The sequence below is a fragment of the Oscillatoria sp. HE19RPO genome (assembly GCF_024220515.1).
Taxonomy (GTDB): domain Bacteria; phylum Cyanobacteriota; class Cyanobacteriia; order Cyanobacteriales; family Laspinemataceae; genus Laspinema.
In genome coordinates this window covers 1-13,710 of sequence record NZ_JAMXOT010000064.1, presented here as the reverse complement: position 1 = coordinate 13,710, position 13,710 = coordinate 1, and the positions used below count along the sequence as shown (strand labels likewise).

Annotated in this window: 10 protein-coding genes; 5 read left to right on the top strand and 5 right to left on the bottom strand. The window is 49.5% G+C overall.

All coding sequences use genetic code 11. The annotated features are described in order from the left end of the window. Window positions 1-150 precede the first annotated feature (150 nt). The 4 genes from NG833_RS06910 to glyA all read right to left on the bottom strand — a co-directional run bounded on the left by NG833_RS06910 (window position 151) and on the right by glyA (window position 6,656). Window positions 151-2,346, bottom strand: a complete 2,196-nt coding sequence (locus tag NG833_RS06910; protein ID WP_254564570.1) for a Tex family protein — start codon at window positions 2,344-2,346, stop codon at window positions 151-153. 113 nt (window positions 2,347-2,459) lie between these two features. After that, window positions 2,460-3,053: a 3-isopropylmalate dehydratase small subunit gene (gene leuD / locus NG833_RS06905; RefSeq protein ID WP_254564569.1), complete on the bottom strand. Its 594-nt coding sequence runs from the start codon at window positions 3,051-3,053 to the stop codon at window positions 2,460-2,462. A 266-nt stretch (window positions 3,054-3,319) separates the two neighbouring features. Beyond that, window positions 3,320-4,723 carry a 3-isopropylmalate dehydratase large subunit gene (leuC, locus tag NG833_RS06900; RefSeq protein ID WP_254564568.1) on the bottom strand — a complete coding sequence of 468 codons (1,404 nt, stop codon included), beginning with the start codon at window positions 4,721-4,723 and terminating at the stop codon, window positions 3,320-3,322. A gap of 649 nt (window positions 4,724-5,372) precedes the next feature. Beyond that, complete coding sequence (gene glyA, locus NG833_RS06895) at window positions 5,373-6,656, bottom strand: serine hydroxymethyltransferase (protein WP_254564567.1); 1,284 nt, start codon at window positions 6,654-6,656, stop codon at window positions 5,373-5,375. A 576-nt stretch (window positions 6,657-7,232) separates the two neighbouring features. On the opposite strand from glyA, the gene NG833_RS06890 reads away from it, so the two are divergent. From NG833_RS06890 to NG833_RS06880, 3 genes are all read left to right on the top strand, one after another. After that, window positions 7,233-7,430, top strand: a complete 198-nt coding sequence (locus NG833_RS06890; RefSeq protein ID WP_254564566.1) for a hypothetical protein — start codon at window positions 7,233-7,235, stop codon at window positions 7,428-7,430. A gap of 107 nt (window positions 7,431-7,537) precedes the next feature. After that, complete coding sequence (locus NG833_RS06885) at window positions 7,538-7,858, top strand: helix-turn-helix domain-containing protein (RefSeq protein ID WP_254564565.1); 321 nt, start codon at window positions 7,538-7,540, stop codon at window positions 7,856-7,858. A 359-nt stretch (window positions 7,859-8,217) separates the two neighbouring features. Continuing rightward, a complete protein-coding gene (locus tag NG833_RS06880; protein ID WP_254564564.1) occupies window positions 8,218-8,859 on the top strand; it encodes a hypothetical protein in 642 nt (213 codons plus the stop codon). A 36-nt stretch (window positions 8,860-8,895) separates the two neighbouring features. On the opposite strand, the gene NG833_RS06875 is transcribed toward NG833_RS06880, so the two are convergent. Next, window positions 8,896-9,234 carry a DUF760 domain-containing protein gene (locus NG833_RS06875; RefSeq protein ID WP_254564563.1) on the bottom strand — a complete coding sequence of 113 codons (339 nt, stop codon included), beginning with the start codon at window positions 9,232-9,234 and terminating at the stop codon, window positions 8,896-8,898. Between the two features lie 571 nt (window positions 9,235-9,805). Between NG833_RS06875 and NG833_RS06870 the strand changes: the two genes are divergently transcribed. After that, on the top strand, window positions 9,806-10,879 hold the full coding sequence (locus NG833_RS06870; RefSeq protein WP_254564562.1) for a glycosyltransferase family 4 protein: 1,074 nt from the start codon (window positions 9,806-9,808) through the stop codon (window positions 10,877-10,879). Between the two features lie 302 nt (window positions 10,880-11,181). Further along, a complete protein-coding gene (locus NG833_RS06865; protein ID WP_254564561.1) occupies window positions 11,182-13,491 on the top strand; it encodes an amylo-alpha-1,6-glucosidase in 2,310 nt (769 codons plus the stop codon). Window positions 13,492-13,710: the final 219 nt, after the last annotated feature.

Genomic DNA, 13,710 nt, shown 5'->3' with positions numbered 1-13,710 from the left:
TCGGATTTCCTTGTTCGTAGTAACGACTTCAGTCGTTTCTTTACCCAGGGATGAACCCGGATAACGACTGAAGTCGTTACTACAAACGGGGGAAATGGAGTCATCTCCCTTGTTCGTAGTAACGACTTCAGTCGTTTCTTCCCCCAGGGTTTAACGAGATCTGCGGTTGACTCTGTTGCTGGGATTGGGTCTTTCCTGCTGCGATCGCATAGTAAGACTAATTCGCTTTAACTTTTCATCCACCGAAAGGACACGCACTTTCACTACTTGTCCCACCTTCACCACTTGATTCGGATTATCCACAAAGCGATCGGCGAGTTGGGAAATATGCACCAATCCATCCTGGTGCACTCCAATATCCACAAACGCGCCAAAGTTGGCAACATTAGTCACCACCCCTTCAAGTTCCATTCCCGGTTGCAAATCCTTCAGTTCATTCACCCCCTCTTTAAAGGTGGCGGATTTAAACTGAGCACGAGGGTCGCGTCCCGGTTTTTCTAACTCGGCAATAATATCCCGTAAGGTGGGAATTCCCACCAGTTCGGTGACATATTTATCCAACTTCACCGATTTTAGTTGGTCCGATGCTTTGGCAATGTCTGTTAAGGGGACGTTTAAATCGGCAGCGATCGCCTTCACAACTGGATAACTCTCCGGATGCACTGCTGTATTATCTAACGGATTCTCTCCGCCGCGAATTCGCAAAAATCCCGCTGCCTGTTCATAAGTTTTCGGCCCTAATTTTGCCACTTTCAGCAATTGACGGCGATTTTTAAACGCCCCATTTTCATTCCGATAGGCGATAATATTTTTGGCAATCGTCGGAGTCAATCCGGAAACAAAAGTCAGTAATTCTTTAGAAGCAGTATTTAAGTCTACGCCAACATAGTTAACGCAACTTTCTACCGTTTCCTCTAATTTCTTCCGCAGTAACTTTTGGTCCACATCATGTTGATATTGACCCACTCCAATGGATTTAGGGTCAATTTTCACCAATTCCGCTAACGGGTCTTGCAACCGTCTCCCAATACTAATCGCACCCCGGACTGTTAAATCTAATTCCGGAAACTCTTCCCGCGCCACATCACTGGCAGAATAGATTGAGGCACCGGATTCATTCACCATCACCTTAGTGGGTGGGGGAGTACAGGTTTTAATCACCTCTCCAATAAACGCATCGGTTTCTCGTCCAGCGGTGCCATTCCCGATCGCAATCAATTCGATTTGATATTTAGCAATTAGGGTTTTAATGGTTTTCGCCGCTTCCGTGCGTTGCCTGTCCCCGGTATGTGGGAAAATGGTGTGGTATTCTAAAAACTGTCCGGTGCCATCGAGAACCGTGACTTTGCATCCGGTTCTAAATCCCGGGTCAATGGCGATCGCAGGTTTCATCCCGGCAGGTGCAGAGAGTAATAACTCCCGTAGATTAGATTCAAAGGTGCTAATGGAAGCGAGATCCGCCTCTTGTTTTTTGAGCGATCGCACCTCAGTGGTCAGCGAATTCTTCATCAACCGATTAAACGCATCTTTTATCATCTCCCGATAAAAGCTTCTAATCTCTGGAACCTTGTTTTTAATCTCCTGAGACTCCAAATATCCCAACACCTGAGACTCATCAAAATCCAAATCCAGGGTAAGAATCTCCTCCTTTTCTCCCCGGAACAAAGCTAACAGGTTATGGGGTGCAATATCCTTGACTTTGGCCTGATAATCCCGATACATTTCATATTTGGTACTGCCTTCGGGATGGTCATCCTTAATTTGGGAGACAAATCGCCCCTCCTGTAAGAAATAATCCCGTAAATAGGCCCGAGATTCCGCCCGTTCCGAGACCGCTTCGGCTAAAATATCCGAAGCACCTTGGAGAGCATCTTCTGCCGTGTTAATGCCATTTTCTGGGGAGAGATATTTGGCCGCTTCTGCCGCTAAACTGGCGGTTGCTTTACTCAGATTCAGGGCAGCAATCCAGTCCGCTAAGGGTTCTAAACCTTTTTCTCGGGCAACGGTGGCGCGAGTCCGACGCTTGGCGCGATAGGGGAGATAGAGGTCTTCCAGTTCAGTTTTTTGCTGACAGGATTCAATTTTGAGCCTCAGTTCATCGGTGAGTTTTCCCGCTTGGGAAATGGCCTCTAAAATGACTTTTTTACGGTCTTCGATTTCTGTAATGTAGGCAAACCGTTCGGCAATATCGCGTAACTGAACCTCGTCTAAAGACCCGGTGCGTTCTTTCCGATATCGGGCAATAAACGGAATCGTTGCTCCTTCCTGCAACAATTCTAAGGCATTTTCTACTTGCCAGAGATTAACCGAGAGTTCTTGACTGATCAGATTGGGAATGTTGAGCATGGATTTTTTTTATCGAGTAAGGGTTGAAATCCCTACCTAATTGCTAAACTCGCTAAAAAATTTAAAGTATTGAGGGGGTAGGTTCCCCCTATTACAATCAATAGTTGCGATCGCTATTTCCAGGCGAGATAGGGCAATTGAGCAGCGGTGGTGCGGATGGCATCTCGATTACCAACCAATTGTCCGCAAGTATCCCAGGTGCCCGTGGTGAGCATTTGGTGGGGACCTGCTGCCATATTAACCGATGCACTAAATCCTGGGAACTGCACCTGTCTCGCCTCTACATCTAAGGTGATTTCCAGGTTAGGATTATCGGCGATCGCCTCTTGCAAAGTTTTCACCGTGGCAGGGTCAGCAGTCACACAGGCAACCCCCATTGCCACACAATTGCCAAAGAAAATCTCCGCAAAACTTTCCCCAATAATGCCATCAATTCCCCATCGGGCGATCGCCTGGGGTGCGTGTTCCCGACTGGAACCACATCCAAAGTTAGCATTCACCACTAACAATTTCGCCCCTTGATATTGAGGTTGGTCAAAAGGATGAGTCCCATTAGATTGAGCGCGATCGTCCTTAAAAACTTCTTCCCCCAACCCATCAAAAGTCACACAGCGCAAAAACCGCGCCGGAATAATGCGATCGGTATCAATATCATTCCCTACCAGGGGAATTCCCCGACCCTGAATGCTTTTTACTTCATTACTCATCGATATTTTTCTCCTAGATTTGCTGTGAATCGCCACACCTGCTGGGGGATAAAACCTGTAGAGGCGCTTCTCGAAGCGCCCCTACATTCGGTTAAAACCAACTGCCACAATTTCGCGGTTTCTCCCCCGTTCGTAGTAACGACTTCAGTCGTTCTCTTGTCCTAGTTCGTAGTAACGACTTCAGTCGTTCTCTTGTCTTAGTTCGTAGTAACGACTTCAGTCGTTCTCTTGTCTTAGTTCGTAGTAACGCCTTCAGTCGTTATCCCCTACAATAAATCCCGAACATCCGAAACCACCCCATTAATCGCAGCAGCAACAACCATTGCCGGACTCATTAATAAAGTGCGACCTTCCGAAGACCCTTGACGACCTTTAAAATTCCGATTAGAAGAAGAGGCACTAATTTGACTCCCCTGCAACTTATCCGGATTCATCGCCAAACACATCGAACAGCCCGACTCCCGCCATTCAAAGCCCGCTTCTAGGAAAACTTTATCTAATCCTTCCGCTTCTGCTTGCTTTTTCACATCCTCAGAACCAGGAACAATAAAGGCTTTAATTCCCGGTGCAACTTGATGACCTTTCGCGAATTTTGCCGCTTCTCGCAAATCACTAATTCGCCCATTGGTGCAGCTTCCCACAAAGCAAACATCCACTTTAGTTCCAGCAATGCGATCGCCAGGATTCAGCTTCATATAGCGATACGCTTCTTGCGCGATCGCCCGATCGCTATCAGATAATTCCTCCGGTTTCGGAATCGTTTCATTAATCCCAATTCCTTGTCCCGGTGTAATTCCCCAAGTCACCGTTGGCTGAATGTCTGCCGCATCAAAAACGACCACATCATCATATTCCGCATCGGCATCACTGCGGATACTGGTCCACCACTCTACCGCCTGAGCCCAATCTTCCCCTTTCGGAGCAAATTCTCTCCCTTTGAGATAGTCAAATGTGACCTGATCCGGATTAATATATCCACATCTGGCCCCGCCTTCAATGGCCATATTACAAACGGTCATCCGTTCTTCCATGGACATTTGCTCAAAAGTGGTTCCGGCATATTCGTAGGCATATCCCACGCCGCCATTCACCCCTAATTTGCGGATCAGGTGCAGGACAACATCTTTGGCATAAACCCCGGGATTCAAAGTACCATTGACTTCAATTTTCCGAACTTTGAGCTTAGAAAGCGCCAAAGTTTGGGAGGCGAGGACATCGCGCACTTGACTGGTACCGATTCCAAAGGCGATCGCCCCAAATGCGCCGTGAGTTGAGGTGTGCGAATCCCCACAGGCGATCGTCATTCCCGGTTGGGTGAGTCCCTGTTCCGGTGCAATCACATGGACAATTCCCTGCCGTCCTGACCCCACATTATAAAAGCGAATATCATGGGCCTTACAATTGTCCTCCAACGCGACAATCATCTCTTCTGCCAGGACATCGGCAAAAGGACGCGCTTGATTTTCCGTCGGCACAATATGGTCTACCGTTGCCACCGTCCGTTCTGGAAACAACACCTTCAGTTCCCGTTCGCGCAACATGGCGAAGGCTTGGGGACTGGTGACTTCGTGGATGAGGTGCAGTCCAATAAACAACTGGATTTGTCCGGAGGTTAGAGTACCGACGGTATGTAAATTCCAAACTTTATCGAAAAGTGTCCCCTTACTCATAACTTGATCGGGCTTCGTTGATGGGTGCAATCTTTTATCTTAGAGCGAATCGTCGGCAAGGTGGGGGAATTTGCAGGTTTTGTTAAAGATTGGGGGATTTGTCATTGGTCATTGGTCATTTGTGATTACTCTGAAGTGCACCTCCGGTCCCCTCCCCTTGGCAAGGGGAGGGTTAGGGTGGGGTCCTCTTTTGTTGAAAATTGGGAGATTGGGGAGGTGCTTAGGGAACTCCAAAACATAAAATCTCCAAAACGTTCGTTCGTAGGATCAACGGAGTAGTCCCGTCAATGTAGGGGCGCAATGCTTGCGCCCTTGGGGCCTGCGCATTGCGCCCCTACAGATACCTTCCTTTCCGTTGAACCGTTGAATGATTTATATTTTGCAATCCCCTGATGGTGATTGAGCTTACTCTGAAGTCCACCTCCGGTCCCCTCCCCTTGGCAAGGGGAGGGTTAGGGTGGGGTGCGCGTGACTTGGCAGTAGCCAAGTCACGCGGTAACGACTGAAGTCGTTACTACAAACTGAGCTATACTGCACTTCCGGTCCCCTCCCCTTGGCAAGGGGAGGGTTAGGGTGGGGTGCGCGTGACTTGGCTACTGCCAAGTCACGCGGCAACGACTGAAGTCGTTACTACGAACTGAGCTATTTTCTACGCTAAGGCAGGGACGGGAATGGTCAAATGGGGATAGAGGGGGAAGCGATCGCACAGACTAGCCACCCGTTGGCGACAGTCGGCTGCTATGGACTCATCCTCGGGGTTTAACAGGCGATCGCTGATGATGTTGGCAATCTCGGTAAATTCTGTGGTTCCCATGCCGCGTGTGGTCATGGCAGGGGACCCTAGGCGCAGTCCACTGGTGACAAAGGGGGATTGGGGATCAAACGGAACAGTGTTTTTGTTGGCCGTGATATGCACTTCGCTCACCAGTTTATCCGCTTGTTTCCCGGTCATATCAACCGATCGCAGGTCCACCAGCATCAAATGATTATCTGTCCCATCGCTGACCAGTTTCAGTCCTCGGCTTTGCAATTGAGCAGCCATTGCCTGAGCATTGGCAATCACTTGGCCCGAATAGGCTTTAAACTCAGGTTTGAGGGCTTCTCCGAAGGCGACGGCTTTTCCGGCGATGACGTGCTCTAAGGGTCCGCCTTGAGTGCCGGGGAAGACAGCTTTATCGAATTTTTTACCCAGTTCCTCGTCGTTGGTGAGAATTAACCCACCCCGAGGACCACGGAGGGTTTTGTGGGTGGTGGTGGTGACAACGTGGCAGTGGGAGAGGGGATTGGGATGATGTCCCGTGGCGACTAATCCGGCGATGTGGGCAATATCCGCCATCAAATAGGCCCCGACTTCATCGGCGATCGCACGGAATTTCTCAAAATCAATCATTCTGGGATAGGCAGAATAGCCGCAAATAATCATTTTCGGCTGATGTTGCTTCGCCAAGTCGCGAATTTGGTCATAATCGAGGCGTTCGGTTTCGCGACTGACGCCGTAATGTTCGACTTTAAACCATTTGCCGGAGACGTTCACAGGTGACCCGTGGGTTAAATGTCCCCCATGAGAAAGGTCCATTCCCATGATGGTATCCCCCGGTTGCAACAGGGCTAGGAATACGGCAAAATTGGCCTGTGCGCCGGAATGGGGTTGGACGTTGGCATGGGCGGCACCGAATAGCTGTTTAGCGCGATCGATGGCGAGTTGTTCAATCTTATCGACAAATTCGCACCCGCCATAATAACGCTTACCGGGCAATCCTTCTGCATATTTGTTCGTCAGAACTGAACCTTGGGCGGCTAAAACTGCGGCAGAGGTAAAGTTTTCGCTGGCAATCAGTTCGATGCCATCCCGTTGGCGCTGCAATTCTTGCTGGATGTAACCTGTAAGCTCTGGATCGGTGGTTGCTAGGAAGTCTAAGTTGGTCTGAGTCACGGCTGAACCTCTATGGAAGAAAACAAAACTATCACGAATCTTGGGGAACTGGCTAGATCAACTGGGCTGTGTGATGCGGGAGTCCAGAAGCCAAAATCGCACAGGGCCACCGGGGGGCGATCGGGAAAATTCCCGGATTGGAGACTCTTGATTATAGTACAATTTTCAGCCGGTCTGGAACTGATACCAAATCTGGTTGTTTTAAACAAAACCCGCACCCTGAAGGGTGGGGCTATACGGACGAAGCCCGCCTGCGCGGGCTAATCGCGTCTTGTGGGGTGCTTATACGGAATCCGGTTCGGATATGTCTATAAAAACTGGATTCCATTTTCTTTCTTAGCCTGCGAAGGCAGGCTTCGTCCGTGTAGCCCCACCCTTCAGGGTGTGGGTTTTTATTTGCAAGGCGACCCAAGGCGGCAGCAAGTTGGGATTTGGGCCAAAAATCCGGCAAACTGCAACGGAAGATACGGTTCCTAATATCACAAAACGTTAAGCTTTAGCCCAAATTTCCCAGGATTTCCAAAGTGTTGACTTAAGATAGATGCAGTGGCATCGGCGATCGCCAGGAGGTCTCGAATGCTGGTTATTGTAATGGAAAATCAAGTGCTGGCTCCCCGGCAAGTCTGTCAAAGTTGTTTACTTGCGGATGCTAGTGGTCAACCCCGGTGGCGGGGGGGCCAACTCAGTTGTGGTCATATCATGACAAAATGCTCGGAGGCTCAACCGGAACGCTATCAATGTCAGATGGGATTCACCATCGCCAATATTGATTAGGGGATTCCAGTAATTCCCTCCCCGATCGCCGGGGTAGGGACTTTCATCCCCAAGGCGGTGAATTCTTGTGTGGATCCGGTTGAGTTGAGGATTGCGGATGCTCTATCATGAAGGGTGCAGATCCCCGAGGCAATGTTTGTCGTGACCCCAACATGAAAGTCAATCAAGATATTCTCACGCGCTATTTACATCGACTCCGCAATCAACCGGAATGGTTAAGTTTGAACGAGGTGGCAGAGTCCCTAGGAATCGATCGCGCGGCGTCTCGGCGCTATACGAAGATGGCGATCGAGTGGGGACTGCTAGAACGTCAACAATTGGAAAATCAACCCACCCAAGTTAAAGCAACGGAAAAACTCGTGGCACTCTCTCCGAGTGAAGTGCGATCGGTGGTTCAGGACAATACTTCCCCGGAATTTTCCCCCTAAGCGATCGCCATTACAGTATTGAACCCTCCAAAACGAGTTCCAATTCACTCATCCCGGGAGGGACAAGGGACTCTCTTGCCTTCCCCTCGTCAGAGTTAGGGAACTCCAAAAAATAAAATACCCAAAAAACCCCGCAGGCTAAAGCCTGGGGCTACACGGACGAAGCCCGCCTGCGCGGGCTAATACAGTCTTGTTAGGTGCTTAACCCTCGAATTTGGACGATTTATTTGTTGGAATACCCTTATGGACCCCTCGGGTCAGTTTTCCTCTGCTGCGGATGCCAACGAGTCCCGAAAATACGATACACTCGAAGGTTGCAGCACAGTGGGCTTTTTGCCCGAACACAGGAGACTTAAACCTTGGGGATAGAACTACGAAGTTATGTATTTTTAGACAACTTGCAGTCCCAACACGCCGCCTATATCGGGACTGTGGCCCTGGGGTTCTTACCCCTACCCGGAGATGCCTCCCTGTGGATTGAAATCTCTCCCGGCATTGAAATCAACCGCATCACCGATATCGCGCTGAAATCGACCTCAGTGCGTCCGGGGGTGCAGTTTGTAGAAAGATTATATGGATTACTGGAAATTCATTCCAGTTCCCAAGGGGAGACGAGGGCTGCCGGTGGAGCGATTTTGGATGCCCTGGGGGTGAAGGAACGCGATCGCCTCAAACCGCGCATTGTGTCGAGTCAAATTATCCGCAACGTTGATCCCCATCAAACTCAACTAATCAATCGTAACCGCCGGGGGCAAATGCTCCTAGCGGGTCAAACTTTGTATGTGTTGGAAGTGGAACCCGCTGCTTATGCTGCTTTAGCAGCAAATGAAGCGGAAAAAGCCGCGTTAATTAATATCTTACAAGTTCAAGCCGTGGGCAGTTTTGGTCGCCTCTATCTCGGGGGAGAAGAACGGGATATTTTAGCGGGTTCGGCGGCGGCGGTAGCAGCGATTGAAAATATTGTGGGACGTGAACACCCGATGCAAAAACGCAAGGAATAATTATCGGGATCAAATTCGCCGCCTACCCTACCGCCTTTAGGATTCCGAGGAGCCAGTCGCCCCTGTTTTGAGGGACTGTTCTAACACTTGTCGCTGTTCGGCATTATGTAAAAAATAACCACTCATCATCGCCGAAGCTAACATCCGACCCAGATTTTCTCGACTGGTGGTGATGGTGACGCCGAAATGTTCCGGAGGCAGAGCACCTAACATTCCTCTGAGGTTACGTTCCATGATTTCCGCTGCTGCACTAGAGGGTTGCGACAGTTTGGCGATCGTCTCGGGGTGCAGTTCTTGCATATATTCCCAGAGGCTATTTTCGTCTTCTGAGTCTTTGCCAAAGAAGGAATGCCCGCGATTCGATAAATTGTTCATGGTTTTATTTCCCTTGGATAGTCCATCTTTACGGTTTCTATAGTTCTAAGATAGCAAGCTTAAACCCAGAGTTATAGTGAGCAAAACCGAACTACAGTGACGGATTCTGCGACTCGGACAGGACTTACGCAGATTTTGAGAATCCACCCTAAATGTAGGGGCGATTCGCGAATCGCCTCTACAGATTTAGGTTTCAATGTAGGGGCGATTCGGGAATCGCCTCTACAGATTTAGTAGGGTGGGCACTGCCCACCGTAATTCAGGTGGGCAGTGCCCACCCTACAATGGTTCAATGTAGGGGCGATTCGCGAATCGCCTCTAAACATTTAGGAATCAATGTTATAGATTGCGTAAGTTTCGGGAGCTTTGATCATAGATAAGCTAAACCGGAGCACTCCAATAAGTCGAGCTTACCGAACTTGACCTCGGGCGGTTTTCCGTACTACCGGGCAATTGACGAATTCATCGCACTTTATTTAAAGTGCTGTTAAAGAATAAACCCCGCTGGTTTTAATTCCTTGACCAGCCTTTTGAACATTAATTTTTTTTCCCTAAAACAGGAGAGATTTATATGCGGATCGCCCAAGTCGCGCCATTGTGGGAACGAGTCCCCCCTCCGGCTTATGGTGGTATAGAATTGGTCGTAGGTTTACTCACCGATGAACTGGTTCGCCGAGGACATGAAGTCACTTTATTTGCTACCGGGGATTCTATCACGTTAGCAAACCTAGAATCCGTTCATCCCAGAGCCATTCGCACAGACCCGACGGTGAAGGAATATGGCATTTATGAAATGCTGCAACTCAGTCAGGTGTACGAACGAGCCGATGAGTTTGATATTATTCACTCACATACCGGGGCGAGTGCGCTCTCTTACGCTAATTTGGTGAAAACTCCGACGGTTCATACCCTTCATGGGATTTTCACTCCGGATAATGAAAAGATCTTCACTTATGCTCGAAATCAACATTATGTGAGCATTTCCCACGCACAAAGAGAGCCACGATTAGGACTCAACTGTGTGGACACGGTTTACAATGGCATTGATCCCACGATTTATGAGTTTCGATCGCAACCGGAAACTCCCCCCTATCTGGCATTTTTAGGCAGACTCTCCCCAGAAAAAGGTCCGCATTTGGCGATCGAGATTGCCAAGCGTTCCGGTTGGCGGTTAAAGATGGCGGGGAAAGTCGATCGGGTCGATCGCGAGTTTTTTGAGCGGGAAATTGCACCCCAGATTGACGGGGAGCAAATCCAATATTTAGGAGAAGCGAACCACGCTCAGAAATGTGAGGTAATGGGGGGCGCAGTGGCGACGTTATTCCCCATTACCTGGCGCGAGCCCTTTGGATTGGTGATGATTGAATCAATGGCAACGGGAACTCCCGTGATTGCAATGGAAATGGGGGCGACACCGGAAGTCATCGCCCACGGGAAAACCGGCTTTTTGTGCCGGACGGTGGAAGAATGCATTGCGTCAATTGATCGAGCGGTAGCATTGAACCGTTATGACTGTCGCGATCGCGTCCTGTCCCACTTTAGCGTAGCCCGGATGACCGAGGGGTATGAAGCGGTGTATCAGCAAATCATCGCCGAACGATTTGCCAAAAATGGTAATGTCTTCAGTCGTCTGAGTGTTGCTTAAGTTGGAATTGGCCTCAAATCTACCCAGGGATATAAGACAAGAAACCGGGTTTCTGCAATAGATTTGTGGCGAATGACCCCAGATTTTCTCAGAAACCCGGTTTCTAACCCCCAGGACAAGAAACCGGGTTTCTCCCATAAATTGAGGGCGAATGACCCCAGATTTTCAGAAAACCGGTTTCTAACCTAACCTCGGTCATCCTCAAATAGAAAGCTATAATAAAAAAGGCGGTCGTAAAAAATTTGGCTCAGTCTAAATTTCTGCGACTGCCTTTTTAATGTGTACGCGCAAGTCTGAGGATTATGTCAGATACCGTAGAAATCGAAGGGAAATTATTCGTTCCCGCCGAAGCAGCAGCGATCGCCCAATGGCCGAGTGTGGTGAGTGAACACCCCCAACCGACCCTCACTCTCAAAGATGACGACCTATTTTTAATTACCGATACCATTGGCAATATCGCGGGTTTGCTAACGGACGAACGGCAAGGCAGCATGGGTTTGTTCTGTCACGATACCCGCTTTTTAAGTCGCCTAGAATTGCAAATTGAGGGTCATGCCCCCATTCTGCTGAGTAGTAATGCTCGCAAGGGCTTCGCAATGTCAGTATTGTGCGCGAATCCCCGGATTGGCGATCGCATTCGGGCGGAGACAATCGGCATTCAACGAGATATTATCTTGAATGGTGGATTGTTTGAAGAACTCAAGGTAACTAACTATAACACGCACCCGGTGAAATTTCAACTCACCCTCAGTTTTGGGGCGGATTTTGTAGACTTGTTTGAAATTCGGGGATTTAATCGGGAAGGACGGGGCCAACTTTTGCGCCAGGACCAACCGAACAATGGGTCACACAATGGCAATGGTTCAGGGGAATACGCGCAGAATCCTGAACTGATGAAAGAACAAGACAGTCCCGGGCGATCGCGGACTTCCTCGGGAATGAAACCCCCCCTGGAACTGATGTTAGCCTACAAAGGACTGGACGGTTCGGTGATGGAATCTCGCATCAATTTTGTCCATCGTCAACCGGATTATCTACATGGATATACAGCCGTTTGGAACTTAGAATTGGACTCTCACGCAACCCAAATCTTTGGCTATCGCCTACAACTGCTCACAGACACCCAGGCTACAACGGCTGGAAATACCCCAGGCAGCCTGATGCAGGCCAAAGCATCGGTTTTGATGGAAGAGGAAGAATGGCGCAATTCGGCGACGCGGATTCGCACCAATAATAAAGGGATCGATGAGGCGATCGAGCAAGCGGAACAAGATATTTATTTGCTGCGGCAAAGTTGGGGGAAAGGGAAAGCGCTATCAGCAGGAATTCCCTGGTTTTCTACCTTGTTTGGACGAGATTCGATTATTGCGGCGTCTCAAACCCTGATTTTAGACCCGGCGATCGCCCGATCGACCCTGGAAATTTTGGCGGAATATCAAGGCAAAACCTGGGATGAATGGCGGGATGAACAACCGGGCAAAATTTTGCATGAAATCCGCTTAGGGGAAATGGCACGATGCAATGAAGTTCCCCATACCCCCTATTATGGAACCGTCGATGCAACGCCGCTATGGTTGATGCTGTATGCGGAATATTATGCTTGGACTCACGATCGCGACACCCTCGATCGCCTCTGGTCAAATGCGATCGCCGCAATGGAATGGATTGACCGCGAGATAGAAGCAACGGGTTATCTCACCTACGCCTGTAAATCCAATCGCGGATTGGCCAACCAAGGCTGGAAAGACTCCAATGATTGCATCGTAGACCGCGATGGCAAATTAGCCAACCCCCCGATCGCCTTATGTGAAGTGCAAGGGTATGTGTATGCGGCCAAACAGCGTCTTAGCGAACTCGCCCGCTTGAAAAAACGCCTGGATTTAGCTGAACGGTGGGAAGAAGAAGCCCGCAACCTGAAAACCCGCTTCAACCGGGATTTTTGGGTCTCAGACCTGGATTTCTGCGCCTTAGCCTTGGATGGGGAAGGCAAACCCATCGATGGCATTTCCTCCAATCCCGGTCATTGTTTGAATTTGGGCATTTTTACCCCAGAAAAAGCCCAAAGTGTGGCGGAACGACTCCTAGCACCGGATTTGTTTAGTGGGTGGGGAATTCGCACCCTCAGCCGCTTATCTCCGGCGTATAATCCGATGGGATATCATACCGGGTCGGTGTGGCCTCACGATAATGCTTTGATTGCCTTGGGATTGCGATCGCAAGGGTACATTGATCAATCCCTAGAAGTGACCCAAAGTATCTTGGATATGACGATCGTGCAGCCTTATCAACGCCCGCCAGAACTGTTCTGTGGGTACGATCGCAGCGAGGGTAATGAACCCGTTCAGTATCCCGTTGCTTGTTCTCCCCAAGCTTGGGCGAGTGGCAGTATTTTCCAGTTCATTCATACAATGGCGAATCTGGTGCCTGATGCGCCGGGAAATTATCTGCGAATCATTGACCCCGCCCTACCAGAGGCGATCGACCGTCTGTCCATCCAGAATCTGCGCGTCGGTTCCACCCTCCTGGATTTAGAATTTGAGCGGTCCGGAAGCACCACTGCCTGCCGAGTCACCAAAAAACGTGGCAACCTGCGGGTGGTGATTGAAGCCTAATCAACCTCCGAATGTAGGGGCAGTATAGAGCGAGTCTCAATCATTCTGACCCGACGATTCATCCGTGGGAGCATCGGCTGACTAGCCCTGTCAAGGTGTATTTGTAGGGGCGTATTGCATACGCCCTCTCATACCAAATCCGGGTATGAAAAGTCGTTTTTATGGAGTAGCCTGCGCAGGCAGGCTTTGTCTGTATAGCCCCAGGCTTGAGCCTGCGGG

Coding starts and splice junctions, on each gene's coding strand:
- NG833_RS06865 (WP_254564561.1), top strand. CDS start 11,182: ATGTCAGATACCGTAGAAATCGAAGGGAAATTATTCGTTCCCGCCGAA.
- NG833_RS06875 (WP_254564563.1), bottom strand. CDS start 9,234: ATGAACAATTTATCGAATCGCGGGCATTCCTTCTTTGGCAAAGACTCA.
- NG833_RS06870 (WP_254564562.1), top strand. CDS start 9,806: ATGCGGATCGCCCAAGTCGCGCCATTGTGGGAACGAGTCCCCCCTCCG.
- NG833_RS06885 (WP_254564565.1), top strand. CDS start 7,538: ATGAAGGGTGCAGATCCCCGAGGCAATGTTTGTCGTGACCCCAACATG.
- leuC (WP_254564568.1), bottom strand. CDS start 4,723: ATGAGTAAGGGGACACTTTTCGATAAAGTTTGGAATTTACATACCGTC.
- leuD (WP_254564569.1), bottom strand. CDS start 3,053: ATGAGTAATGAAGTAAAAAGCATTCAGGGTCGGGGAATTCCCCTGGTA.
- NG833_RS06890 (WP_254564566.1), top strand. CDS start 7,233: ATGCTGGTTATTGTAATGGAAAATCAAGTGCTGGCTCCCCGGCAAGTC.
- NG833_RS06910 (WP_254564570.1), bottom strand. CDS start 2,346: ATGCTCAACATTCCCAATCTGATCAGTCAAGAACTCTCGGTTAATCTC.